Here is a 23,918-nt window from a genome sequence, read left to right as displayed (position 1 = left end):
CGTGTGCGGCGGCGGCCCGGCACGGACGCGGTCAGACCCGCGGGGTCTGCAGGGCCCGCAGGTCGACGGCCGCGGCGAGGGCGGCCTGCCCGGCGTCGCTCGGGTGCAGGTGGTCGCCGGAGTCGTACGGGACGGCGTACCGGGTGGGCTGCCCGAGGTCCCGCACGGCGCGGTCGAAGTCGACGACGCTGTCGTACGCGCCGCCGGTCCTGATCCACTCGTTGAGCTGCTGCCGTACGCGCTCGCCCTGGAGGGTGTAGTACTTGGCGCCCTCGAAGGGGAGCAGGGTGGCGCCGTGGACGGCGAGGCCCGCGCTCCGCGCCTGCCCGATCAGCCGCCGCTGGGCGTCGATCAGCTCGGAGGCGGTGACGGGCCGGCCGTAGCTGTCGGTGCCGGCGCCGATGTCGTTGATGCCCTCCAGCAGGATCACGTCGGTGGCGCCCTGCTGGGCCAGGACGTCCGTCCCGAAGCGGTCCAGGGCCGCCGCCCCCGCCGGCTTGGCGCTCCGGAGCAGCCGGTTGCCGGCGATGCCGAGGTCGACGACGCCGTACGGGGAGCGCGGCCGGGCGCGGGCGATCCGGTCGGCGAGCAGGTCGGGCCAGCGGACGCTGCTGCCGGCGCGCGGGGTGGGCGGGCCGTCGGTGATGGAGTCGCCGAAGCAGACGACGGTGCCCGCCGCCGAGCTGGAGAGGAGGTCGAGGCCGGAGAGCCAGAACCAGCCGTCGAGCCGGCTCCAGCGGCGCGTGGCGGTCCGCGGCAGCCGGGCGCCGCGGGCGAGGCGCGCCGGGCCGTCCATGACGTAGCCGGCGTCCCGGGAGCGGGCGTGCCAGGTGGTGGGGCCGGTGGCGCCGGCGACCTGCAGGGTCACCAGCAGCGCCGCCTCGGGGACGACCGCGAACGGGACGGCCACCGCGTCGCTGACCAGGTCCGACCCGGCCGGGACCACCACTCCGGTCCGGCCGCCGAAGGTGAGCGCGGTCCGGGTTCCGGGCTCCTCCTCGGGCCCCTCGGCCCGGACCGAGATCCAGGCGTGGGAGACGTGCAGCGGCGCGGCCCCGTACCGGTTGGAGAGCCGGATGCGCGGCCGGGTGCCCCCGAGCGTGGGCCGCACCACCATGCGCACCAGGGCGTCGTGGAAGCCGGTGGCCGAGCGGCCGGACGCGTCCGGGAACGAGGGCGCGGCGGACCAGGCGGAGAACCGCCGCACGGTGGTGGCGGCCCGGGAGGCGGCGGACGCGCCCGCCCGGACGGGCACGGCGCTCCGCGCGGGCGCGGCGGTGGCCTCGCCGAGGGCGTCCCGGTCGGCCGCCGCCGCCACGCCCAGCGCGGCGGCGGCGCCGCCGGCCAGCTTGAGCAGGCGGCGGCGGGACACGGCTGCGGACATGCTTCCCCCCTGGTACTGGCCCGGTAGGGCCGCCGGCCCGCCCCGTCGGGGCGGCGTGGTGCGCGACCGGGGGCGCGGTGCGACTGCGCCCCGGGCGGCGGCGGCCGAGTACAGGATACGGATCAAGGACGGCGGTGCGTACGCGGCCCTCCCCGTACGCCCTGCGGTCCCCCGGACGGCGGGCCCGTGGGCCGCCCGCGGCGGCGTCCGGCAGACTGGCCGTCGGCGGCGCGGCCGCACGCGCCGCCGGCACCGCCCCCGCACCGGAAGGCCCGCTGTGACCGCGAACCGCCCCCTGTCCGCCGACGGCCCCCTGTCCGCCGGCGGTCCCGCCCCGTCGGCCGCCGACCGCCCCCGCGAGGAGCCCGTGCCGGGCGGGCACCCGCTGCTCGACCTGCCGCCGCTCACCGCACGGCGCTTCGCGGAGATCGAGGACCGCGTCGCCGCCCTGCTGCGGACCGGCAACGACGTGGTGGTCACCCAGGGCGAGGCGCTGCTGCCGCTGGAGGCGTGCATCCGCGGCGCGGTGCGGCCCGGGAGCACCGCCCTCAACGTGGTCACCGGCCCCTACGGCGAGACCTTCGGCGGCTGGCTGCGCTCGTGCGGCGCCGAGGTGGTGGACCTGGCGGTGCCGTTCCGCACCGCCGTCTCCGCCGAGCAGGTCGCCGAGGCGCTGCGGGAGCGGCCGGAGACCGACTTCGTCAGCCTCGTGCACGCCGAGGCCGCGACCGGCAACACCAATCCGGTGGCGGAGATCGGCGCCGTCGTCCGCGGGCACGGCGCGCTGCTCATGCTGGACGCGGTGGCGTCGGTGGCGGCCGAGCCGCTGCTCACCGACGCGTGGGGCGTCGACCTGTGCGTGATCGGCGGCCAGAAGGCGATGGGCGGACCGGCGGGCGTCTCCGCCGCCGCGGTGAGCCCCCGGGCGTGGGAGCGCATCGCCGCCAACCCGCAGGCGCCCCGCCGCTCCTACCTCTCGCTGCTGGACTGGAAGGAGCGCTGGACGGACGCCGGGCGCACCGCCCTGCCGCACGCCCCCGCGCAGCTGGAGATGCTCGCCCTGGAGGCGTCCCTGGACCGCATCGACACCGAGGGCCTGGACGCGGTGACGGGACGCCACCGGGCCGCGGCCGCCGCCGTCCGGGCCGGTGTGCGGGCGCTGGGCACGCTCTCCTGCTACGTGGTCCGCGACGAGGACGCGGCCCCCGTCGCCACCACGCTGCGCACCCCGGACGGCGTGGACGCCCGCGAGGTGGCCGCGGCGGCGCTGCGCTGCGACCCGGCGGTGCCGGTGCAGGGCGCGGGCGGCGCCCTGGCGCGGGAGGTGCTGCGGGTCAACCACTACGGCCGGGCGGCCTCGCGGGGGACGGTCCTGGCCTCGCTGCGCGCCCTCGCGGCGGCGTTGGACGGCCTCGGCCTGAAGGCCGACGCCGGGGCGGCGGAGGCGGCCGCGCAGGCCGCCTGGCAGGCGGCGTCCGGAACCTGACGGGCCGGACTCGCCAGCCCGCGTCCCGGCCCCGCCGGCGGCGGGACGCGGGCGGATCAGGCCGCCGGGGCTGCCGTGTGCTTGAAGACCTGGGCGGTGTGCCAGCGCACGAAGGACTCCGCCGTACGGGGCAGGCCGGGCCGGGGCAGGGCGAGGGGGCGGTCCTGGAGGACGTCGACGGCACGCCCGGCCTCGCTGCGGGCCGTGTAGAGGCCGGAGACGCGGACGCGCAGGTCCTCGGTGAGGCCCAGTACGCCCAGGTCGAACAGGGCGTGGTGGAGGGCGCAGAGAGCCAGGGCGTTGTCCAGCGTGTCGGGCCCGTCCTGGCTGTGCCAGCGGACGTGGGCGGCCTCCAGTCCGACGGGGTGACGGCCGAGCGCCCCGTCGTAGCCGCACATGGCGCAGGAGTACGCGTAGGCACGCAGGACCTCTTCGGCGAAGCCCGACCGGCGGGACCGGCGGGTGCGCTGCCCCGGCAGGAGCTGGGCGGCGGCCTCCAGTTCCAGGGCGGACAGGTCAAGCCCGGCAGCTTCGCAGACCGGCCCCTCCAAGGCATGGGTGAAGTGCTGGTCCAGCAGGAGCCGGGCGGCTGCCGCCAGGGTTCCCCGTTCGGCGAGCAGCCGCTCGGCCTCGGGTCGCAGCCGGCCGACGGCGCCGCTGCGGCGCAGCGCGGCGCCGCTCTCCGGGGCAGTCGGCGGGATGGGCTCTCCCCGGGCGTCGCGGAGGTCCCACAGGCGGCGTTCCAGGTGGACGAAAGGCATCGCCGCCCGCTGCCGGGTCCGCGCCGGCGGCCCGAAGTCGCCGATGAGACGGCTGACCGGCACATCGGCCTCGTCATACGTGACGGTCGTGCTGCCCGTCCCGACGTACCGGCCCAGCAGCCAGAGCACCAGCAGCGGCTTGTGCGGCGCGCGCCGTCCCTTCACCGGCGCCCGCCGCATCCCGGCTAGGGCCGCCATCAACTCGTCCCGCGTCACGGCGCACCACCCTGCCACAGGGACCGGGTCTGCGGGCGGTCTCCTGACGGACGGCGGGCCCCGTCCGTGCAGCACGGCGGGCCGGGGCCGCGGGCGCCGTCCGCCTCGCGTCGGGACGGCGCCCGCGGGATCAGGGGGTGCCGAGGAGCGGTGCCAGGGCGGTGCCGCGGGCCCGCTCGACCAGGGGCGCGGCACGGCGGGCGGCCAGGGTGAGGGGCAGCGCCACCGTGACGCCGACCAGGGCGCCGGCCAGCACGTCGTGCGGGTAGTGGACGCCGATCCAGACCCGGGAGGCGCCCATGGCGACCGCGGCGAGCACGGCGACCGCGCCGATCCTGCGGTCGACGACCAGCAGCGCGGCGGCCGCGGCGAAGGCGACCACGGTGTGGTTGCTGGGGAAGGACCAGTCGCCGGCCCCCGGGCACGCCTCCAGGGTGGGGGTGTGCGGGAGGGAGATGCAGGGCCGGTCCTCGGCGACCAGCGCCTTGACCACAGAGTTCACGCCGTACGCGAGGACCGTGGCCACGGGGACGGCGAGCGCCCGGGCGGTGTCGGCGGCACCCCGGCGGCGGGCGGCCCACCAGCCGGCGAGCATCAGCACGGCGAAGACGGCGAGGCCGTAGTCGGACCAGAGCAGGACCGCGTGGTCGAGCCAGTGCGGGGTGCGGTGGGCGGCGTCGGTGACGTCGGTGTACAGGCCGCCGTCGATGCCGCTGCCGTCGAAGGCGAGCAGGGAGGGGGCGGGGGTCATCGGGCCTCCTCGCGGGCCTGGCGGGCGCGGCGGGAGCGCAGCAGTTCGAGGGCGAGCGGCAGCAGGGAGACGGCGACCACGAGCGCGACCAGCGGGAGCAGGTAGCGGTCGACGTTCGGCACGGTGGAGCCGAGGGCGTACCCGGCGAGCACCAGGCCGACCGTCCAGACGGTGCCGCCCACGACCTGCCAGAGGGTGAAGGTGCGGGCGGGGACGCCGAGGGCGCCGGCGAGCGGGTTGAGGACGGTGCGCACGACGGGGACGAAGCGGGCCAGGACGACGGCGCGGGCGTGTCCGTAGCGGGCGAGCAGCTCCTCGGCGCGGACGGCCCCGTCGTGCAGCCGCCGGTTGCGGGAGCGTTCGAGCAGGGCGCGGCCGCCGCGGCGGCCGATGAGGTAGCCGCACTGGGCGCCGGCGAGCGCGCCGGCGACGGAGGCCGCGAGGACCTGGGGCAGGTGCAGGTGGGGGCCGGCGTGGCCGCCGGGGACGCAGAGCAGGCCCGCGGTGAACAGCAGGGAGTCGCCGGGGAGGAAGAAGCCGACCAGCAGGCCGGTCTCGGCGAAGAGGACGACCGCGATGCCGAGCGCGCCGAAGGCGGAGAGCAGCGACGAGGCGTCGAGCACGTTGACCGCCAGGTGGGCGGGGAGCGCGGAGACGGGGGATGAGGACACTGCGGGCGGGGCCTCCCATACTGGTGCGTGGCGGTGCTGCGGACCGCCCGAACGTCTACAATCATGTAGACGTTCTCTCGATGGTAGAGGATCCCGGGAGGAACCGCCGACATGTCCGAGCTGCCCGCCCCCCGCCGCCCCCACGGCGAGCTGGAGGCCGAGGTGCTGGCCGCGCTCTGGGCCGCGGGGCGCCCCCTCACCCCGCAGGACGTCCAGCAGGCGCTCGGCGGCGGACTGGCCCGCACCACCGTCGCGACGATCCTCGGCCGGCTCCACGAGAAGGGCACCCTGCTGCGCACCCGCGCCGGACGTGCCTACGCCTACGTCCCCGCCGTGCAGGACACCGCCGGGCTCGCCGCCCGCCGGATGCGCTCCGAGCTCGACCGCGAGCCCGACCGCTCCACCGTCCTGGCCCGCTTCGTCTCCGACCTCTCCGCCGACGACGAGCGGCTGCTGCGGGAACTGCTCGGCGACAGCCCGGAGGGCGGCCTCCCGGAGGGCGGCTCCGGGGGGACCGGCGGCACACCGGCGCGCGAGGAGCCCGCATGATCGTCGCCGTCTGGATCCCGCTGCTGCTGCCGCTGCTCGCCGTGCCCGCCGCCCGCCGGCTGTCCGGCTGGCTGCCGCCGCGCGCCGCGGCCTGGACGCTGGCGGCCACCGCCGTCCTGCTCGCCGCCGCCGCAGGCGCCTCGCTGGGCCTGCTCGCCGCCGCCGGACTGCTGCGGCTGCCCCCCGTCGCCGCACTCGGCCACCTCTCCCTCCCGTGGCTGGAGCGCATCTCCCCCGCCGCCGGGTACGTCGCCGTCCCCGCGGCCGCCGCCCTCGCGGCGGGCACGGCGCGGCTGCTGCACGCCGCCGCCCGCCACCGGCGCGACCTGCGCGCCGCGCGGACCGCCGCCCTGGCCGCCGCGGGCGCCGGGGACGGCCTGGCCGTCCTCCCCGAGGAGCGGGCCGACGCCTACGCCCTGCCCGGCCGCCCCGGCCGCGTCGTGGTGACCGCCGGGATGCTGCGGGCGCTCGGCGCCGACGAGCGCGCCGCACTGCTCGCGCACGAGCGGGCCCACCTCGCGGCGCGCCACCACCTCTTCCTCGCCGCCGCCGAGTACGCGGCCGCGGTCCACCCCGCGCTGCGCCTGCTGCGGGAGCCGCTGGCGTACCACCTGGAGCGCTGGGCCGACGAGGCCGCGGCCGCCTGCGTGGGCAGCCGCGCCCTCACCGCCCGGGCGGTCGGCCGGGCCGCCCTGGCGGCCGCGGCCCCCGCGCGGACCGGCGGGCCGCGGCGGCCCGGCCTGGCCCCGGCCGCCCACGCCGGACCGGTGCCGCGGCGGGTCGCCGCCCTGCTCTCCCCCGGGCCGCAGCCCGCGCCCGCGCGCCGCCGGACCGCGGCGGCCCTGCTGCTCGCCGCCTGCCTGTGCACGGCCGCCGGGACGGTCCTGGAGGCCACGCACGACCTGCAGGAGACCGTCGAGACCGCCCAGGCCGTCCCGGCCCCCGCGACCGCGCCCCGCCGGCCGGCCGGTCCACCGGCCGGGGCCCGGCCCCGGGGATCGCCCGGCCCCGGCCGCCCCTGGCAGCATGGGGCGGTGACCAGCAGCGAGAGCCCCGTCCCGGCCGGCGCCCGGCGCCGGATCACCGTCCTCGGCGAGAACGTCGCGGACGGCTTCCCCGTCCCCGGGAGCGGGTCGGGAAGCGCCCCCGGGGACGGCCCCGGGGACGCGGGGGGCGGCCTGTCCCTGCGGGTGCTGCCCGGCGGCGGCCCCGCCAACACCGCCGTCGCCCTGGGCCGGCTCGGGACGCCGGTCCGCTTCCTGGGCCGCCTGTCGGACGACGTCTTCGGCCGGCTCTTCCGCGCCCGGCTGGAGGCCTCCGGCGTGGACCTGGCCGGCAGCCCCGCCGCGGCCGAGCCCAGCACCCTGGCGGTGGCCGACCTCGACGCCGCCGGGCAGGCGTCCTGGTCCTTCCACGCCGAGGGCACCGCCGACTGGCAGTGGACGGCGGAGGAGCTGGCCGCCGCCCCGCTCGACGGCACCGCGTGCGTCCACACCGGTTCGCTCGCCCTCGTCCGGCGGCCCGGCGGCCCCCGGGTCGAGGAGTGGCTGGAGGGGCTGCGCGACCGCGCCACCGTCTCGATCGACCCCAACGTCCGGCCCCTGCTGGTGCCGCCCGCCGACTACCGGGCCGGGCTGCCGCGCTGGTGCGCCCTGGCCGACCTGCTGCGGCTCAGCGAGGACGACCTGGCGCACCTCGCGCCCGGCACCGCCCCCGGGCAGGCCTGCGACGACTGGCACGCCGCCGGGGTGCGGCTGGTCGTGGTCACCCTCGGCGCCCGGGGCGTGCTCGCCTCCCTGGACGGCCGGCGGGTGTCCGTGCCCGCCGCACCCGCCACCGTGGTGGACACCGTCGCGGCGGGCGACTCCTTCACCGCCGGACTGCTGCACCTGCTGGACGGGCGCGGCCTGCTCGGCGGCCGGCTGGACCGGGTGACCGCCGACGACGTCGCCGACGCCTGCCGGTACGCCGCCCGGGTCGCGGCCCTGACCTGCTCGGTCGCGGGCCCCAACCCGCCCTGGGCGGCGGACCTGGCGGCCCCGGCGCCTCCGGCGGACGGCGGGGGCGCACACGCTCCGGCGGACGGCGGGGGCGCCGGGGGTCCGAGGGGCGCGGTCGGCCGCGCGTGATCCGGGGCGCCCCGGGTCCCGCGGGGGCCCGGTCCGAGCCCGTGGAGCGGCCGCGGACCGGGCCTCCGGCGGGGCCCGGCGGCCCCTCCCACCAGGGGTTTCCGGAGGCCCGGGGCGGGGTCGGCGGAGCCGGTGAACCCGTTCCGCAGTCGGCCGGTCACAGAATCGGCCCCCGCTGGTACTCTCGTGCCTCTGCCGACGCAGGCGTGTGCCCGTCCCGACCCGTCACGGGGGGAGCGGAGTCGGCGCGCAGCCACGTCGGCCGGTACGGAGGGAGATCGGTGGTTCCCCACGAGGACACCGTCCAGGCGCGTCCGCGCGCCGGAGCGGGACGGCACCGCGGCGGGCGGCCGGTTCCGGAGCACCCGGGGGGCGTGCGCCCCGGACCGGCCGCAGCACGCGGACGCCACGGGTCGCGCCGCCGGCGCGCCACGCCCCTGGGCCTGCCCGCCTTCCGGGTGTCCGGCGCGGCGATGGCGATGTCGACCGTGGTGGGCATCAGCGTCGCCACCACCTGGATCGTCAGCCTGGAGGGCGGCCTGCCGCCCTCCGTCCGCGTCTCGGACGTCGACGGCGCGTCGTCCACCCCGGACGGCGGCTCCCCGCACACCGGCGCACCGGCAACCGACGGCACCGGCACTCCCCCGGCCCTGGCCGGACGCGGCAGTCCGCAGCAGTCGGCCGCCTCGCGCGACCGGTCCCCGTCCCGGCCCGGCCCCTCGGTGACGGCCTCCGTCCGCCGGGCGCCGTCCGCGGGCGCCACCCCCCTCGCCCCGACCGGTCCGGCGCCCTCGGCGAACCGTCCGTCGTGGTCGACGGCGGGAACGGCACGGACCGGCGGCACGGGGACGGACGGCTCCCCGGCGCCGGACGGCACGGCGGATGCGGACGGCGCGACGACGGCCCCGGGCGGCGGGGCGACGGTGGACGGCGTGCCCGGCGCCGGCTCCCCCGCACCGGCCGGCACCGGAGGACTCACGGGCGGCACGGCCCCCGCCCCGGCGGCCGGCGGGGAGGCTCCCGACAGCACCCCTGCGGTGACGGGGCTCGCCCCCGCCGGCGACGACGACGAGGGGCTGCACGGCAGCGCGTCCGCGGACACCGCCGACCCCTACGCGTCCCGCGACTCCCTGGTGCTGACGGTGGACGAGAACGTGACCGCGCTGGAGGTCGAGGTCCGGGTCGAGCGCACGGGCGGGACCGAGGACGGCGGGGCGTGGACGACCATGCCGGGCGTCTCCGCCACCGTCGAGCGGGCCGGGAACGCGCTGGTGTACCGGTTCACGCTGCAGCCCCGCGCGACGGTGCCGCCGGGCCGGTACTCCTTCACCGTGCAGTACGCCCACCGGGGCGGCCGGCACGACCCGTCCGGCGACACCTGGCTCGCCTCCGCCTTCGGCGTGGACCAGCCGCGCGCGGTGGCGGTGCGCGGCAGCTTCGGCTGACGGCGGTCCCGGGGCCGGCCCCGCACGCGCGCCCCGGCCGCCCGGCGGACCGGAAACGCGGGCCCGCCCTGCTTCGTTAGGGTGTGCGGGGCCGCCGGCCGCCGGAGCCCCGCAGGCGGGCCCGGCGGGCCGGACGCCCCGTGCCGGACGCACCGAGGAGGACCACCTTGACCACGGCCCTGACGCAGGGCGGCAACGCCCCGCTCCCCGCCCCCCGGGTGACGGTGGAGGTGACGGCGCCCAAGCGGCTGGACGTCTCCGGGCTGCTGCTCGCCGAGAACGGCAAGGTCCGCTCGGACGCCGACTTCGTCTTCTTCAACGCCCCGCAGGGCCCCGGCGTGACCCACCGGCCCGCCTCGGCGGGCGTCCCCGACGCCATCACCGTGGACACCGCGGCCGTGCCGGACGGCATCCACAAGGTGCTCGTCACCGCCAGCCTGGACGAGGCCGGCGCCACCTTCGCCGGCACCGAGCCCACCGCCACCGTGCGGAACGCGGACACCGGCGAGGAGCTCGTCACCTTCACCCCGCCGCGGCTGACCGTGGAGACCGCCCTGGTCGTGGTCGAGGTGTACCGGCGGAACGGCGCGTGGAAGGTCCGCGCGGTGGGCCAGGGGTACGCCGACGGGCTGGCGGGCATCGCCACCGACTTCGGGGTCGCCGTGGACGACCCGGGCCCGACCGCCGCCCCGGCGGCGCAGGCCCCCGCCGCCCCGGCCGCGGCCCCCGCCGTCCCGGACCCAGCTCCGGCACCGGCACCGGCACCGGCACCGGCACCGGCACCAATCCCGCCGTCGGAGCACGACGCGGACTGGACCCTCACGCCCCCGGCCGCGCCCGCCCCGCCGACCCCGCCCGCGGCTGCGCCCGCGCCGCCCGCGCCCGGCAAGGTCACGCTGGACAAGGGCCGGGTCAACCTGGTCAAGGGCGGCTCCGTCTCCCTGGAGAAGAACGGCCGCCCCTTCCTGTCCGCCGTCCGCATGGGCCTGGGCTGGGAGCCCGCCCACCGCGGCCGCGGCATCGACCTGGACGCCTCCTGCATCGCCTTCGACGCCCAGCGCAAAAAGCTGGAGACGGCCTGGTTCATGAAGCTGTCCGTGTTCAACGGGGCGGTCCAGCACTCCGGCGACAACCTCACCGGCAGGGGCGACGGCGACGACGAGCAGATCACCGTCCACCTGGACGGCCTGCCGCCCGAGGTCTGCGGCCTGGTCTTCACGGTGAACTCCTTCTCCGGCCAGAAGTTCAGCGACGTCGCCAAGGCCTACTGCCGGCTGACCGACGCCGCCACCGGGGAGGAGCTCGTCCGCTTCGACCTCACCGGCGCCGAGCCCCGCACCGGCGTGCTGATGTGCAAGCTGGTCCGGCAGTTCTCCGGCGAGTGGGTGATGACCGCGCTGGGCGAGTACGCCGACGCCAAGACCGCCCGCAAGATGGTCGAGCCGGCGGCCGCCGCCCTCTGACCCCGGCACTCCCCGCCCCGGCGTGACACGATCGCGTGGGGCCGCCCCGGCTCCCGGCCGCGGCGGCCCCACCGGTCTCCTGCCCTGATCGCGGCGAGAGGAAGGGGGTGCGCCGTGAGCGCGATGGCACACGGGCCGGAAGCGGCGGAGGACAGCCTCCCGGAGCGCTTCCCGGGTCTGCAGACCCCCGAGGGCACCTGTGCCGAGCTGATCGAGGGGGAGATCGTCGCGACACCGCCGCCGGACGGGGACCACGGGGACTGCATCGGAAGGGTGGTCGAACAGGTCGTCCTCCACTCGGCCGTGAGGATGAGGTCCGCGGGGGACAAGGGGCTGCGGCTGTCCGGCGGAGGGCGCCGTCCACGGGACCACGCCGTCCCGGACGCCGCCTTCGCGCCTGCGGACACGGACGTCTTCCGCGGCGCTCCGCCCCGGATGCCGCCCGACGGGGCCGCCCCGGTCGTCGAGGTCACCTCCGCCCGTCCGGAGCGCGACCGCACCGCCGAGCGCCACTGGCACGCCCGCGCCGGCATCCCCCTCTCCCTGCTGGTCGACCGCGACCTCTCCCGGACCACCCTCGTCGCCCTCCCCGAGGGCGACGAGTGCACCGGGGTGCACCTCGCGCCCTCCGGGAAGCCGCTGGGGCTCCCGGCGCCGTTCTCCTTCACGCTGGACACCGAGGGTTTCTGACGGCACGTGAACCGTTCGGACCGTCCCGTCCGATGAAGGGGCGTGACCGAGACGAACGGCAGGGACCCGAGCGACGCCGAGCTGCTGCTCGCGGCCGCGGACGGCGACCGCCGCGCCTTCGAGGAGTTCTACCGCCGGTACGCGCCGTGGCTGGTGCTGCGGCTGCGCGCCCGGTGCGCCGACCCCGCGCTCGTCGACGACGTGGTGCAGGAGGCGTTCCTCGACGTGTGGCGCGGCGCGGCCCGCTACCGGCGCGAGGGCGACCCCGCGGGCTGGCTGTGGCGGATCGGCTCGCGGCGGCTGGTGGACGCCCTGCGCGGCGACGGCGCCCGGGGCCGGCTGCGCCAGTCCCTGGCCCGGCTGCGCCACCGTGACGAGCCGTCGGCCGAGGAGCGCGTGCTCACCGGGGTGGAGCACGGCGACCTGGGCGGCTCGCTGGCCCGGCTCTCCCCCGAGCTGCGGGCGGTGCTGCAGGCCACCGTCGTCGACGGGCTGACGACCCGCGAGGCGGCGGCGCTGCTGGGCATCCCGCACGGCACGGTCAAGACCCGGGCCATGCGGGCCCGCAGGCAGCTGCGAGAGGAGATCGCATGAGCGCCGACCGGCAGGACCGCTGGCACCTCCCGGCGGACGACCTGGAGGAGTACGCCCGCGGCGCCCTGGAGGCACCCCGGCTCTGGTCGGCGGACGCGCACCTGGCGGCCTGCCCGGCCTGCCGGGACCGGCTGAACGGCCTCGTCGACCCGGCGGTCGCCGACCTCGGCTGGGCGCGGCTCGACGCGGAGCTGGACGCCCCCCGGCCGGGACCGCTGGAGCGGGTGCTGGTCCGGGCGGGGGCGGCCGACCACACGGCGCGGCTGCTCGCCGCGACCCCGCTGCTGCGCCGGTCGTGGCTGGGCGCGGTGGCGGTGGTGCTGCTCTGCGCGGTGGGGGCCGGCCGGGCGGTGCGGGGCACGGGCGAGCCGCTGCTCCTCCTCGGCGTGGCGCCGCTGCTGCCGCTGGCCGGCGTCGCTCTCTCCTTCGGCCCGCGGCTGGACCCGATGTACGAGACGGCGGTGGTGGCGCCGCTGCACTCCTTCCGGCTGCTGATGGTGCGGACGGCGGCGGTGCTGGCCGTGACCGTCCCGCTCAGCGGCCTGGCGGCCCTGGCGCTGCCCTCCTTCGGGCCCGACGCGTTCGGCTGGCTGCTGCCCGCCCTGGCGCTGACGGCGGCCGGGCTGGCGCTGACACCGCGGCTGGGACCGGTGGCCGCGCCGGCGCTGGTCGGCGGCGGCTGGGTGGCGCTCCTGGTGGCGGGGCGGCTGCTGTCGGACGCCCGTCCCCTGCCGCTGACCGCGGCCGGGCAGCTCACGGCGGCGGCGGTGGCCGCGGCCGCCGGGGCCCTGCTGTTCGCCCTCCGCGACCGCTTCGACAGCGGCCGCGTGCACGACTCCGTCCGTCCCCTCACAGCCGGGAGGCTGACATGACCGCACCGCCGACCGTGACGGCCTCCGGGCTGGCCCTGCACCACCGGGGGGTGCGCGCCGTGGACGGCGTCTCCCTGGAACTGGGCCGGGGCGTCACCGGGCTGCTCGGCCCGAACGGCGCCGGGAAGACCACCCTGCTGCGGATCCTGGCGACCGCGACCCCGCCCGGCTCCGGGGCGCTGTCGGTGCTGGGCCACGACCCCGGCACGGTCCGGGGGCGCCGGGAGGCCCGCCGGGCCCTGGGGTACCTGCCGCAGGACCCGGGCTTCCACGCGGGCTTCACGGCCTTCGAGTTCGTCGACTACGTGGCGGTCCTCAAGGAGCTGACCGACCGCCGGACCCGGCACGCGGAGGTGCGGCGGGTGCTGGACGCGGTGGGCCTCGCGGAGGTGCGGGGACGCCGGATCCGGAGGCTGTCGGGCGGCATGCGGCAGCGGGTGGCCCTGGCCGCGGCCCTGCTCGGCGACCCGGCGTTCCTGGTGCTGGACGAGCCGACGGTGGGGCTCGACCCGGAGCAGCGGATCCGCTTCCGGGAGCTGGTCGCGGAGGCCGGCGAGGGCCGCACGGTCCTGCTGTCGACCCATCAGACGGAGGACGTGGCGATGCTGTGCGGGCGGGTGCTGGTCATGGACCGGGGCCGGGTGCGGTTCGACGGCACCCCGGCGGAGCTGACCGCCGCCGCGCGCGGGCGGGTGTGGAGCAGCGCGGCCAGGTCGCCGGGGGCGCTGGCGGGCTTCCGCACGGGCAGCGGCGAGTTCCGCAACATCGGGGACCCGCCGGCCGGGGCCGCACTGCTGGAGCCCACCCTGGAGGACGGCTACCTGCTGGCCCTCGACGGCGCCGGGGCGGTGGCGGCGTGAGCGCGGTGACGGCCCCGCGGAGGGCGGTCGCCGCTCCGGACGGCGGCACGCGCGGAGCCGTCCTGGCGCTGGCCCGGATCGAGGCCGTGCGGCTGCTGCGGTTCCCGGCGGTCGCGGCGGCGCTGCTGGGCCACGCGGCGTGGCTGCTGTGGCCGGGCGGTCCGTCGGACCGCCGCCCCGCCCTGCGGGACGTGGCGCTCTCGACGCAGCTGCCGCTCCTGCTGGCCGGCCTGGCGGCGCTGCTGGGGGCGAACAGCGCGGTCCTGCGGGCCCGCCGCCACGGCGCGGAGGGCTGGTTCGGGACGCTGCTGCTGCGGCCCGGGGGGCGCACCCTCGCCCACGTCCTGTCGGTGCTCCCGACGGCGGCGGTGTCGGCCCTCCTGGCGGTCTGGCGCCTCGGCTGGGCGGCGTCGCGGCCGGGGGCGTCCGGGCACGCCTCCGCCGCGGAGCTGGCGGCCGGCCCGGCGGCGGTGCTGCTGCTGGGGGCGGCGGGCGTGCTGCTGGGGCGGCTGACGGCGTCGGCGTTCGCGGCGCCGCTCGCGGTGGTGGCGGTGATCACCTTCGACTTCGTGCTGGTGCCGCCCCCCGACGGCCCGGCGTGGCTCCGGTGGCTGGTGCCGGTCGTGTCGGACGTCGGACGGCAGCCGCTGTCGGGCCGCCCCGCCGGTGCGCACCTGCTCTACCTGGTCTCGCTGGCGGTGCTCGCCGGGGCCGCCGCCGTGCTGGCCGCGGGCGGGCGCTCGGCGGCCGTGCGGACGGTGGCGGGGGTGTCGCTGGCGGCGGCGGTGGCGGGGGCCGTGCTCCAGGGGCTGCCGATGCCGGGGGCGGAGCAGACCCGTACGGCCGCCGCCGGACCCCGGGCGGCCGCCGCGGAGACCTCGGCGCGCGCGGCGGCCCGGCCGCACGCGGCCGCGCCGGTCCGGACCGTTCAGACCGCCCGGACCGTCCGGTCCACCTGGACCGCCGGCGTCCGACGGTGGGGGTGACCGTGGTCCGGACGCTGTTCGTCCCGGTCGGGCGGGCGGTCCCGCGGGCACCGCTCGCGGCGGGCGGCGGGCTCGGGCTGCTCCTCGTGCTCGCGTCCCGGCTGACGGCCCACCCGGATCCGCAGCTCGGCCTCTGGCTGCTGCGGGCGGCGGCGCTGTCCGGGGCGCTCGGCGCCGCGTCCGCCCTGGACGACCCGGCTCGGCGCACCACCGCCGCGGTGCCGGTGCCCCGGCCGCTGCGCGACGGGGTGCGGCTGGTCCTGGTGCTGCCCGTGACGGCCGCGTGGTGGGCGGCGGCGGTGCTGGCCGCCCCCGCCGGCACACCGGTGGGGGCGGCGACCGTCGAGGCGGCGGCGCTGGCCGCCGTCGCGGTGGCGTCGGCCTGCGCGGCCGTGCGGTTCGCCGGGGCCGCCGTCCCGGGGGCACCGGCGGCCGGGGGGCTGCTGGTGCTGGTGGCGGCGGCCGCGGTGCTGCCGGACCGGGCCGCGCTGCTCGTGGCGGCGGGCGCCCCCGGCTGGCGGGAGGCGCACCTGCGCTGGGCGGCGCTGCTGGCGGCGGCGGTCGCGGTCGCGGTGCTGTGCCTGCCCGAGCCGGTGGGCAGGCGCCGGCCGGCGGCCCGCCGGGCCGGGCGGGTCCCCGGGGGTCAGCGGCCGGGGGCGGGACGCCCGGTGCTCCCCGGGCGGTCCCGGTCCGCCGCCGGGGCCCCCGCGGGCCCCGGGGCCCCCGCGGACCGCGCCAGCTCCCGGTAGTCGGTGGGCGTCATGCCGCAGGCGGCGCGGAAGGTGCGGCTGAAGTGGGCGGCGTCGGTGAAGCCCCAGCGGCGGGCGACGGCGTGGACGGGCAGGTCGCGCAGCAGGGGGTCCGCGAGGTCGCGGCGGCAGCGTTCGAGCCGGCGGGCGCGGATCCACGCCGCCACGCCGAGCTCCTCGTGCTGGAAGAGGCGGTGCAGGAGGCGGAGGGAGACGTTGTGGGCGGCGGCGACCGCCGCGGGGGTGAGCCCGGGGTCGCCCAGGTGCTCCTCGATGAAGGCGTGGACGCGCAGGCGCAGGACCCGTTCGCGGCAGCCGGGGTCCCGCGCGGGTCCGGTGCGCAGGTGCCGGGCGAGGACGGCGGCGAGCAGGTCGAGCGAGACGGTGCCCAGGCGGACGGCGTCGGCCGCCGTCCAGTCGGCCGCGCCGGACGCCAGCCGCACCAGGTGCCCGGAGAGCAGGGAGCCGAGGGTGTCGCCGCCGGGGACGCGCAGGCAGGGGAGCCGCCCGGACCGGTCCCCGGGGAAGGCCAGCAGGGCGCGCGGGAACTGCATCAGCACGCCCTCGACCGCGTCCCGCCGCCCGCCGGCCCAGCCCTCCCACGGGCGGGCGCAGTCGTAGAGGAGCAGGTCGCCCGCACCGGCCGTGACGTCGCGGCCGGCCTGGACGATCCGGTGGCCGCCGCGCAGGGTCAGCATCACCTGGCAGTACTCCGCCCCCGCCCGGGCGATCAGCCGGGACGTCCGCCGGGTCTCCAGCGGCGGGTAGGCGAGCGAGGTCACCCGGACCGCGCCGAGGTCGACCAGGCGGGCGCGGGCCAGGAAGTCGCCGTCGTCGGCGGGGCGGAGGAGGTTGGGGATCAGGGCCTCCGCGGTCATGTCGTGCCACCGGTCGAACCGCTCGGCCCGCGGCAGCCGGTCGGTCCGGAACTCCACCACCGTCGTCATGCTTCCCCCCGGTCCGGTCGTCGTGTCCCTCCCCCCTTGGAGGACGCGGGCCGCCGCACCGGGGTTGCCCGGTGCGGACGGGACGGGGAGGCGGGGGCGCGGGGGGCCGCGGCGGATCGTGTCCGCACCGCCGGGAGGGGGGCGCGGGAGGTCAAGGGCGGTGCGCGGAACGTCAAGGACACGGCCCCCCCGGTCGGGAAGGCTCGGTCCCGCCACAGCCGTGGCCCGGCACCACGCCGGCCCGCACCACCACGACAACGGGGAGACCACCATGCACGCAGAGCACCGCCGCCGGACCGCCCTCCGGCTGGGCGCGGCGACGACGGCCCTGGCGGGCCTGGCCGTCGCCGCGGCGGCCGCGCCCGCCTCGGGCGCCCAGGCGTCGCCGCGCGCGCCCTACGGCTACACGACCCGGATGGTCTTCGACAAGAACCCCTCCGACCCGACGAACAGCAGGCTGTACTGGCGGGTCTACCGGGTGGAGGACTCGGGCCGGCAGCGGATGGTCGTCAACGCCTCCTGGCGCGCCGGCTCGGGGATCGGCGTGAAGGACGACTGCGCGAGCAACCGGGGCTGGCTGCCCAACGGCTCCTACGACGTCACGCTGTACACGGCCTACAACGGCAGCGCGATCAAGGGGGTGGCGTTCCGGCTGAGCGACAAGCGCTGCCACAACGGCACCGGCCGCTGGCGCACCGAGCTGTTCGTCCACAGCGAGATGACCCGCACGGGGGGCCAGAACTCCCGCGTCGAGTCCCAGCGCTGGGACGGCAACGGCGACTACCGGTCCAACGGCTGCATCAAGCTCAAGCCCGCCGACGTCAAGGCGCTGGCCTCGTACTTCCAGAAGTACCACCGGGCCGGCACCAGGGTCGCGGGCAAGCTGACCGTCGTCTCCTGAGCCGGCGCCCCCGGCGGCCCGGTGCCCGGCGGGGCATCGGGCCGCCGGGGGACGGGCCGCCGCGGGGAGGCAGGGGGACGGCCGGAGGCGGGGACGGCCGGTTCAGCCGCGGGTGGCCATGGCGCGCAGGAAGAACGCCAGGTTGGCGGGGCGCTCGGCGAGGCGGCGCATGAAGTAGCCGTACCACTCCTGGCCGTAGGGCAGGTAGACGCGCATGGTGGCGCCGGAGCGGGCGAGCCGCAGCTGCTCCTCGGGGCGGATGCCGTACAGCATCTGGTACTCGAAGGAGTCGGCCTTGCGGCCGTTCCACTCGGCGAGCTGCCCGGCGATCCGCACCATGCGGGGGTCGTGGGAGGCGACCATCGGGTAGCCCTCGCCGCCCATGAGGACCTTGAGGCAGCGGACGTAGTTGCGGTCGACCTCCTCCTTCTTCTGGAAGGCGACCGAGGCGGGCTCCTGGTAGGCGCCCTTGCAGAGCCGCACGCGCGAGCCGGCGCCGGACAGGTCGCGGCAGTCGGCCTCGGTGCGGTGCAGGTAGGCCTGGAGGACGACGCCCAGCCACGGGAAGTCGGCGCGCAGCTCGCGGGCGATGCCCAGGGTGGAGTCGGTGGTGGTGTGGTCCTCCATGTCGAGGGTGACCGTGGTGCCCGCGGCGGCGGCGGCCTCGCAGATGCGGCGCGCGTTCTCCAGGGCGACCTTCTCGCCGTCCTGCGGGAGGAACTGCCCGACGGCGGAGAGCTTGACGGAGACCTCGGCGCTCCCGGCCAGGCCGGTCTCCTTCAGGGCCTCCAGCAGCAGCTCGTACGCCTCGGCGGTGGCGGCGGCCTGGACGGCGTCGCGGGTGTCCTCGCCGAGGTGGTCGAGGGTGGTGCGGCGCCCGGTGGCGGCCAGCTCGCCGCAGGCGGCGAGGGCGGCGTCGAGCGGCTCGCCGGCGACGAAGCGGTCCACGATGGCCCGGGTCGGCGGCAGCTTCTCCACCACGGTGCGCACCTGCGGGGAGCGGGAGGCGGCGAGGATCGCGGAACGGAGCACGGTTACTCCTGGGGTCACGGGCCGCGCCGGGGTGGCCGGGAGGCGGCTGCGAGGAGGGGTGTGGGGTGGGACAGGGCGGACGCGCCACCGGGGGGAGTGGGCGGCGCGCCCGCCGGACGCGCCCGCGCGGGCCGGCCGGGGGGGAGTGGCCGGCTGCGCCTGGCGCGCCGGGTGCCGCGCGGGGGGGGTGCGCGGCACGTGCGGTGGCCGGACCGGGCGGGGTCCGGCAGGGTGACCCGAGGGGCGCTTGCCCGGCGCCGCCGGACCCAAACACGGGTCCGGCGGGCGCACGGGCGGCCGCCCCGGCGGGACGCCGGCCCGGGGGCCGGGGTCCCGACGGACCGTCAGCCCATGTGGGGGTAGCGGTAGTCCGTCGGCGGGACGAAGGTCTCCTTGATGGAGCGGGTGGAGGTCCAGCGCAGCAGGTTCTGGGCGGCGCCGGCCTTGTCGTTGGTGCCGGAGGCGCGGCCGCCGCCGAAGGGCTGCTGGCCGACGACGGCGCCCGTGGGCTTGTCGTTGACGTAGAAGTTGCCGGCGGCGAACCGCAGCTTCTCCATGGCGTGGGCGACGGCGGCCCGGTCCCGGGCGATGACGGCGCCGGTGAGCGCGTAGGGGGCGACGGACTCCATCTGGTCCAGCACCTCCTCGTACCGGTCGTCCTCGTAGACGTGGACGGCGAGGATCGGGCCGAAGTACTCCTCGCGGAAGTACTCGCTCTCCGGGTCGGAGCAGACCAGGACGGTCGGGCGGACGAAGTAGCCGACCGAGTCGTCGCAGGTGCCGCCGGCGAGGACCTCGACCGTCGGGTCGGCCTGGGCGCGGTCCAGGGCGGCCTTGTTCTTCGCGAAGGAGCGGGCGTCGATGACGGCGCCCATGAAGTGGGACAGGTCGGTGACGTCGCCCATGGTGAGGCCCTCGACCTCGTCGCGCAGGCCGTCCCTGATCCGCTCCCAGACCGAGGCGGGGACGTAGGCGCGGGAGGCCGCGGAGCACTTCTGGCCCTGGAACTCGAAGGCGCCGCGGACCATCGCGGTCCTCAGCACGGCCGGGTCGGCGGAGGGGTGGGCGACGATGAAGTCCTTGCCGCCGGTCTCGCCGACCAGGCGCGGGTAGCTGCGGTAGCCGGCGATGTTCTCGCCGACCGTGCGCCACAGGTGCTGGAAGGTGGCGGTGGAGCCGGTGAAGTGGATGCCGGCCAGCTCGGGGTGGGCGAGGGCGACCTCGGAGACGGCCAGGCCGTCGCCGGTCACCATGTTGATGACGCCGGCGGGCAGGCCGGCCTCCTCCAGCAGCTGCATGAGCAGGTGGGCGGAGAACTGCTGGGTGGGGGACGGCTTCCAGACCACCGTGTTGCCCATGAGGGCGGGGGCGGTGGGCAGGTTGCCGGCGATGGCGGTGAAGTTGAACGGGGTGATCGCGTAGACGAAGCCCTCGAGGGGGCGGTGGTCGGCGCGGTTCCACACCCCGGGGGAGGACACCGGCTGCTCGGCGAGGATCTGCCGGGCGAAGTGCACGTTGAAGCGCCAGAAGTCGACGAGCTCGCAGGGGCTGTCGATCTCGGCCTGCTGGGCGGTCTTGGACTGGCCCAGCATGGTCGCGGCGGCGATCGTCTCGCGCCACGGGCCGGCCAGCAGGTCGGCGGCCCTCAGGAAGACCGCGGCGCGGTCGTCGAAGGAGAGCGCGCGCCAGGCGGGGGCCGCGGCGAGGGCGGCGTCCACGGCGGCCTGCGCGTCCTCGCGGGTGGCGTTGCGCAGGGTGCCGAGCCGTGCGGCGTGGTTGTGCGGCTGCACGACGTCGATCGGCTCGCCGCCGCCCATGCGGCGCTCGCCGCCGACGGCCATGGTCAGCTCGACCGGCTCCGCCGCGAGCCGCTTGAGCTCGGCCTCCAGCCGGGCCCGCTCCGGGGTGCCGGGGGCGTAGCTGTGGACCGGCTCGTTCACCGGCGCGGGGACCTGGGTCACAGCATCCATGCGCACGCTCTCCTTCGAATCGCCTCTGGCCGCGGGTCTCGCGTCCCTGCCCACGGTAGGAGCTGGTATGCGTCCCACCGTTGTCGCCGCGGCTAACATCGGGGGCGACGGCTTGTCCGTCCGTACGAAGGCCGGCCCGCAGCGAGCGGGCCGTGCGCAAGCGGGCCGCAACGGGAGCGGGGTGGGCACGGTGGCCGAGCGGACGCCGACCCCGGGCGCGCCGGGGCAGGGGCCGCGGCAGGGTCCTCCGGCCGTGCCGCGGCCGGGCCCTCCCCCGGCGCCGGAGGAGGGCATCAGCCTGCGCCAGCTGCTGATGTCGCTGGGCGAGCCCCTGGTGGAGCTGCAGGCCGCCCCGGCGGGCCTGGACGTCGAGGTGCGGGACGTGGCGATCCTCGACCCGGAGGACCCGCCCCAGGCGCTGCCCGGCGAGCTGGTCCTCGCCATCGGCGCCCGCGGCCGGGCGGCGCTGCCCGCGCTGCGGGCGGCGGGCGCGGCGGGCGCGGCGGCGGTCGCGGTGAAGCTGGACGCGCCCGGCCAGGCGGCACCGCTCAGCGAGGCGGCCGCCGAGGCCGGGGTGGCGCTGCTGTCGGTGCGCCGCGAGGCCCGCTGGGAGCACCTGGACGCGCTGGCCCGCGCGGTCATCGGCAGCGGCCGCCAGGAGACGGGGGCGGGCGGCGGGGAGGCCAGCGGCGACCTGTTCTCGCTGGCGCAGACCACGGCGGTGCTGACCGGCGGCATCGTCTCCGTCGAGGACACCTCCAGCCGGGTGCTGGCCTACTCGCGCTCCTCCGACGAGGTGGACGACCTGCGGCGGCTGTCCATCCTGGGCTGGCAGGGCCCGGAGCCGTACCTGTCGAAGCTGCGGGAGTGGGGCGTCTTCCAGCACCTGCGGACCTCCGGCGCGGTGATCGCCATCGAGGAGCACCCGGAGCTGGGCATCCGGCGGCGCCTCGCGGTGGGCATCCGGGCGGGCACGCAGCCGCTGGGCACCATCTGGGTGCAGGAGGGGTCACGGCCGCTGGACCCGCGCTCCGAGCAGGTGCTGCTGGGCGCCGCCCGGGTCGCGGCGCTGCACCTGGTGCGCCGCCGCCGGGAGGTCTCGGCGGACCTGCGGCTCACCCAGTCGCTCCTGGCCGGGCTGCTCGACGGCTCCACCGGCCCGCAGTCGCTCGCCACCCACCTGGGCCTGGACGCCCGCCGCCCGGCGCTGGTCGTCGGCTTCGCCCTGCACGCGGACGGGGCCGGCGCGGAGGCCGCCGGGGCGGACGCCTCGCCGGTGGAGCTCACCCGGGCCGAGCTGACCGCCCTGATCTCGGTGCACGCCGCCGCGCGGCACCACAGCGCCCTGGTCTCCCCCGCCGAGTCGCGGGTGTACGTGCTGCTGCCGGAGCTGCCCGCGGGCCTCTCCCCCGCCACGGTGCGCGGCTGGGTGGTGGAGATCGCCGAGGCGGCCGGCCGCCACCTGGGGGTGCGGCTGCGGGCGGCGGTGGGGCCGGTGGCGCCGCACCTCGGCGGGGCGCACGGCTCGCGGCGGGAGGCGGACCGGGTGCTGGCGGCGATGGAGCGCGGCACGGTCGGCGCGGCCGTGGCGTCGCTGGAGGAGGTGCGGGCCGAGGTGGTGCTGGGCGAGGTGCTGGACCTGCTCGCGGAGCGCCCGGCGATGCGCGACCCGCGGCTGTCGGCGCTGACGGCGCGCGACGCCCGCCAGGGGACCCGGCTGGCCGAGTCGGTCCTGGCGTACCTGGACGCCTTCGGCGACGTGCGGGCCGCGGCGGAGCGGCTGCACGTCCACCCCAACACGCTGCGGTACCGGGTCCGCCGGGCGGAGGAGCTGGCCGGCCTGGACCTGGCGAGCCCGCAGCAGCGGCTGCTGGCCATGCTCCAGCTGCGGCTGGACGCGGCGCCCGGCCCGGGGGACGGCGCGTAGCGCCCCGGGGCCGGACCCGGACGGCCCGGGGGGCGGCGGCAGGGGGGCGCCGCCCGCCGGGCCGGGAGGGGTCAGGCGCGGCCCTCGGCCTGCTTCCTGATGCGGCTCCACCTGCCGGTGATCGCCAGCATGATGCCGGGGGTCTGGATGTTGGCGAAGAGGGTGTCGCCGTCGGCGGAGAAGGTGACGCCGGTGAACTCGCTGTACTCGGGCGCCTCGGCGGTGCCGATGTTCAGCTCGTTGCGGGCGACCGGGTAGGTCCGGCCGTCGGGCAGGGTGCCGAACAGGTGCGAGACGCCCTCGCCGTCCTCGGCGATGACCAGGCCGCCGTGGGGCGAGACGGTGATGTTGTCCGGGCCGTCGTAGTTGCCGTCGTCGGCCCACACGTCGGCGTTGACGCCGAGCAGGACCTTGAGGGTGATGGTGCGGCGGGCCGGGCTGTAGAACCAGACCTGGCCGTCGTGCTGCACCGGGGACTCGGTGCGGGCGAAGCTGGCGACGAAGTAGAAGCCGCCGTCGCCCCACCACATGCCCTCCAGCTTGCGGGAGCGGGTGACCTCGCCGTCCGCGAACTGCTTGCGGACGGGGACGGTACGGGCGTCGCGGTCGGGCACCCTCACCCAGTCGACGCCGTAGACGGTGCCGACCTCGGTGGCGCGGGAGAGGTCGTCGACGTGCTTGCCGCGGCTGTCGAAGACCTTGAAGGCCTCCAGGACGCCGGCGTCGTCGGCGAGGGTGCGCAGCCTCCCGCGGCCGTGCTCGAAGCCGGCCGGCGGGGTCCAGCGGTAGAGCAGGCCGTTGGGGCCGGCGGCGTCCTCGGTGAGGTAGGCGTGACCGCGCCCCTCGTCGACGACGACGGCCTCGTGGGCGTACCGGCCGAAGGCCTTGACCGGCCTGGGGTCGCGGTTGGCGTCACGGTCGTACGGGTCGACCTCGAACACGTAGCCGTGGTCCTTGGTCATGCCCTTCTCGCCGGCCTTGAGCTCGGTCTCCTCGCAGGTCAGCCAGGTGCCCCAGGGGGTGCGGCCGCCGGCGCAGTTGGTGGCGGTGCCGGCGATGCCGACCCGCTCGGAGACGCGGGCGCCGTGCTTGTGGACGTCGACGACGGTGCAGCCGCCGGCCGCCGCCGGGTCGTAGACGTGGCCCTCCAGGTGGGGCACGGGGGCCTTGGCGGCGGCGAGGGTGCCGCTGATCTCGTGGTTGTTGACCAGCAGGGTGCCGCCGCCGGGGCGGGGGAAGGCGGCGGTGCCGTCGTGGTTCGACGGGGTGGTCTCGCCGGTCTCCAGCCGGGTCTTCCCGCTGTACGTGATGATCCGGTAGCTGAAGCCCTCGGGCAGGGCGAGGATGCCGGCCGGGTCGGGGACGAGCGGGCCGTAGCCGAGCGCGGTGGCGGCGCCGGCGGGGGCGGCGCCGCCCTGCGGGGCGGCGATCGCGCCGGGGGCGGTGGCCAGCACGTCGGCGCTGCCGGCGATGAGGACCCCGGCGCCGGTGAGCGCCGAGCGGTTGACGAAGTCCCTGCGGGACAGCGGCATGGG

21 protein-coding genes and 1 pseudogene are annotated in these 23,918 nt (G+C 78.1%); 14 read left to right on the top strand and 8 right to left on the bottom strand.

Going from position 1 to position 23,918, the window contains the following annotated elements:
- Positions 1-31: 31 nt before the first annotated feature.
- Positions 32-1,384 carry a GDSL-type esterase/lipase family protein gene (locus ACFY07_RS08795; RefSeq protein WP_390868012.1) on the bottom strand — a complete coding sequence of 451 codons (1,353 nt, stop codon included), beginning with the start codon at positions 1,382-1,384 and terminating at the stop codon, positions 32-34.
- A gap of 367 nt (positions 1,385-1,751) precedes the next feature.
- Between ACFY07_RS08795 and ACFY07_RS08790 the strand changes: the two genes are divergently transcribed.
- Positions 1,752-2,870 carry a pyridoxal-phosphate-dependent aminotransferase family protein gene (locus ACFY07_RS08790; RefSeq protein WP_390868116.1) on the top strand — a complete coding sequence of 373 codons (1,119 nt, stop codon included), beginning with the start codon at positions 1,752-1,754 and terminating at the stop codon, positions 2,868-2,870.
- A 56-nt stretch (positions 2,871-2,926) separates the two neighbouring features.
- On the opposite strand, the gene ACFY07_RS08785 is transcribed toward ACFY07_RS08790, so the two are convergent.
- From ACFY07_RS08785 to ACFY07_RS08775, 3 genes are all read right to left on the bottom strand, one after another.
- Positions 2,927-3,847, bottom strand: a complete 921-nt coding sequence (locus ACFY07_RS08785) for a phosphorothioated DNA-binding restriction endonuclease (protein ID WP_390868011.1) — start codon at positions 3,845-3,847, stop codon at positions 2,927-2,929.
- Positions 3,848-3,977: 130 nt separating this feature from the next.
- Entirely contained in the window at positions 3,978-4,598 is a 621-nt protein-coding gene (locus tag ACFY07_RS08780) for a phosphatase PAP2 family protein (protein ID WP_390868010.1), read from the bottom strand.
- A complete protein-coding gene (locus ACFY07_RS08775) occupies positions 4,595-5,269 on the bottom strand; it encodes a DedA family protein (RefSeq protein ID WP_390868009.1) in 675 nt (224 codons plus the stop codon). The genes ACFY07_RS08780 and ACFY07_RS08775 overlap by 4 nt, the downstream gene beginning before the upstream one ends.
- Before the next feature lie 111 nt (positions 5,270-5,380).
- Between ACFY07_RS08775 and ACFY07_RS08770 the strand changes: the two genes are divergently transcribed.
- The 11 genes and pseudogenes from ACFY07_RS08770 (at position 5,381) to ACFY07_RS08720 (ending at position 15,606) form a co-directional block, all read left to right on the top strand.
- Positions 5,381-5,818 carry a BlaI/MecI/CopY family transcriptional regulator gene (locus ACFY07_RS08770; RefSeq protein WP_390868008.1) on the top strand — a complete coding sequence of 146 codons (438 nt, stop codon included), beginning with the start codon at positions 5,381-5,383 and terminating at the stop codon, positions 5,816-5,818.
- Positions 5,815-6,357: pseudogene (locus ACFY07_RS08765) on the top strand (M48 family metalloprotease); the annotation flags it as partial. The gene ACFY07_RS08770 and the pseudogene ACFY07_RS08765, both read left to right, overlap by 4 nt.
- Before the next feature lie 495 nt (positions 6,358-6,852).
- A complete protein-coding gene (locus ACFY07_RS08760; RefSeq protein WP_390868115.1) occupies positions 6,853-7,947 on the top strand; it encodes a carbohydrate kinase in 1,095 nt (364 codons plus the stop codon).
- A gap of 473 nt (positions 7,948-8,420) precedes the next feature.
- A complete protein-coding gene (locus ACFY07_RS08755) occupies positions 8,421-9,392 on the top strand; it encodes a hypothetical protein (RefSeq protein ID WP_390868007.1) in 972 nt (323 codons plus the stop codon).
- A 179-nt stretch (positions 9,393-9,571) separates the two neighbouring features.
- Positions 9,572-10,855 (top strand): TerD family protein, encoded by a 1,284-nt coding sequence (locus ACFY07_RS08750; RefSeq protein WP_390868114.1) that lies wholly within the window; start codon positions 9,572-9,574, stop codon positions 10,853-10,855.
- Between the two features lie 123 nt (positions 10,856-10,978).
- Positions 10,979-11,545 carry a Uma2 family endonuclease gene (locus tag ACFY07_RS08745; protein WP_390868113.1) on the top strand — a complete coding sequence of 189 codons (567 nt, stop codon included), beginning with the start codon at positions 10,979-10,981 and terminating at the stop codon, positions 11,543-11,545.
- Positions 11,546-11,587: 42 nt separating this feature from the next.
- Entirely contained in the window at positions 11,588-12,139 is a 552-nt protein-coding gene (locus tag ACFY07_RS08740) for an RNA polymerase sigma factor (protein ID WP_390868006.1), read from the top strand.
- Positions 12,136-13,011 (top strand): zf-HC2 domain-containing protein, encoded by an 876-nt coding sequence (locus ACFY07_RS08735; protein WP_390868005.1) that lies wholly within the window; start codon positions 12,136-12,138, stop codon positions 13,009-13,011. The genes ACFY07_RS08740 and ACFY07_RS08735 overlap by 4 nt, the downstream gene beginning before the upstream one ends.
- On the top strand, positions 13,008-13,871 hold the full coding sequence (locus tag ACFY07_RS08730) for an ABC transporter ATP-binding protein (protein ID WP_390868004.1): 864 nt from the start codon (positions 13,008-13,010) through the stop codon (positions 13,869-13,871). Before ACFY07_RS08735 ends, ACFY07_RS08730 begins: the two co-directional genes overlap by 4 nt.
- Positions 13,868-14,857, top strand: coding sequence for a hypothetical protein (locus ACFY07_RS08725; RefSeq protein ID WP_390868003.1), 990 nt, complete (start codon positions 13,868-13,870; stop codon positions 14,855-14,857). The genes ACFY07_RS08730 and ACFY07_RS08725 overlap by 4 nt, the downstream gene beginning before the upstream one ends.
- Positions 14,854-15,606: an ABC transporter gene (locus ACFY07_RS08720; protein WP_390868002.1), complete on the top strand. Its 753-nt coding sequence runs from the start codon at positions 14,854-14,856 to the stop codon at positions 15,604-15,606. The genes ACFY07_RS08725 and ACFY07_RS08720 overlap by 4 nt, the downstream gene beginning before the upstream one ends.
- Here the strand turns inward: ACFY07_RS08720 and ACFY07_RS08715 are convergent.
- Positions 15,501-16,553 carry a helix-turn-helix domain-containing protein gene (locus tag ACFY07_RS08715; protein ID WP_390868001.1) on the bottom strand — a complete coding sequence of 351 codons (1,053 nt, stop codon included), beginning with the start codon at positions 16,551-16,553 and terminating at the stop codon, positions 15,501-15,503. The two genes, ACFY07_RS08720 and ACFY07_RS08715, sit on opposite strands and share 106 nt — an antisense overlap.
- Positions 16,554-16,824: 271 nt before the next feature.
- Here ACFY07_RS08715 and ACFY07_RS08710 point away from each other — a divergent pair, with 271 nt between their 5' ends.
- The gene (locus ACFY07_RS08710) at positions 16,825-17,454 is read left to right on the top strand and encodes a hypothetical protein (protein WP_390868000.1); all 630 of its coding nucleotides are present in this window, start codon (positions 16,825-16,827) and stop codon (positions 17,452-17,454) included.
- A gap of 102 nt (positions 17,455-17,556) precedes the next feature.
- Here ACFY07_RS08710 and ACFY07_RS08705 read toward each other — a convergent pair whose 3' ends face one another.
- Both ACFY07_RS08705 and pruA read right to left on the bottom strand, forming a co-directional pair.
- Entirely contained in the window at positions 17,557-18,486 is a 930-nt protein-coding gene (locus ACFY07_RS08705; protein ID WP_230651247.1) for a proline dehydrogenase family protein, read from the bottom strand.
- Between the two features lie 344 nt (positions 18,487-18,830).
- Positions 18,831-20,456 (bottom strand): L-glutamate gamma-semialdehyde dehydrogenase, encoded by a 1,626-nt coding sequence (gene pruA, locus ACFY07_RS08700; RefSeq protein WP_390867999.1) that lies wholly within the window; start codon positions 20,454-20,456, stop codon positions 18,831-18,833.
- 253 nt (positions 20,457-20,709) lie between these two features.
- On the opposite strand from pruA, the gene ACFY07_RS08695 reads away from it, so the two are divergent.
- Positions 20,710-22,383, top strand: coding sequence for a PucR family transcriptional regulator (locus ACFY07_RS08695; protein ID WP_390867998.1), 1,674 nt, complete (start codon positions 20,710-20,712; stop codon positions 22,381-22,383).
- 71 nt (positions 22,384-22,454) lie between these two features.
- Here ACFY07_RS08695 and ACFY07_RS08690 read toward each other — a convergent pair whose 3' ends face one another.
- On the bottom strand, positions 22,455-23,915 hold the full coding sequence (locus tag ACFY07_RS08690; protein WP_230651240.1) for an alkaline phosphatase PhoX: 1,461 nt from the start codon (positions 23,913-23,915) through the stop codon (positions 22,455-22,457).
- Positions 23,916-23,918 lie beyond the last annotated feature (3 nt).

Origin of the sequence: Streptomyces sp. NPDC001380, assembly GCF_042895785.1 — a bacterium.
Classification (GTDB): Bacteria; Actinomycetota; Actinomycetes; order Streptomycetales; family Streptomycetaceae; genus Peterkaempfera.
Note: the sequence above shows the minus strand (reverse complement) of the source record. Positions and strands in the feature narration are given on the sequence as shown.

Bases quoted from the DNA above. Each gene is read 5' to 3' on its own strand.
- ACFY07_RS08795 (WP_390868012.1), bottom strand. From the start codon at position 1,384: ATGTCCGCAGCCGTGTCCCGCCGCCGCCTGCTCAAGCTGGCCGGCGGC.
- ACFY07_RS08710 (WP_390868000.1), top strand. From the start codon at position 16,825: ATGCACGCAGAGCACCGCCGCCGGACCGCCCTCCGGCTGGGCGCGGCG.
- ACFY07_RS08690 (WP_230651240.1), bottom strand. From the start codon at position 23,915: ATGCCGCTGTCCCGCAGGGACTTCGTCAACCGCTCGGCGCTCACCGGC.
- ACFY07_RS08715 (WP_390868001.1), bottom strand. From the start codon at position 16,553: ATGACGACGGTGGTGGAGTTCCGGACCGACCGGCTGCCGCGGGCCGAG.
- ACFY07_RS08770 (WP_390868008.1), top strand. From the start codon at position 5,381: ATGTCCGAGCTGCCCGCCCCCCGCCGCCCCCACGGCGAGCTGGAGGCC.
- pruA (WP_390867999.1), bottom strand. From the start codon at position 20,456: ATGGATGCTGTGACCCAGGTCCCCGCGCCGGTGAACGAGCCGGTCCAC.
- ACFY07_RS08755 (WP_390868007.1), top strand. From the start codon at position 8,421: ATGGCGATGTCGACCGTGGTGGGCATCAGCGTCGCCACCACCTGGATC.
- ACFY07_RS08735 (WP_390868005.1), top strand. From the start codon at position 12,136: ATGAGCGCCGACCGGCAGGACCGCTGGCACCTCCCGGCGGACGACCTG.
- ACFY07_RS08745 (WP_390868113.1), top strand. From the start codon at position 10,979: ATGGCACACGGGCCGGAAGCGGCGGAGGACAGCCTCCCGGAGCGCTTC.
- ACFY07_RS08780 (WP_390868010.1), bottom strand. From the start codon at position 4,598: ATGACCCCCGCCCCCTCCCTGCTCGCCTTCGACGGCAGCGGCATCGAC.
- ACFY07_RS08730 (WP_390868004.1), top strand. From the start codon at position 13,008: ATGACCGCACCGCCGACCGTGACGGCCTCCGGGCTGGCCCTGCACCAC.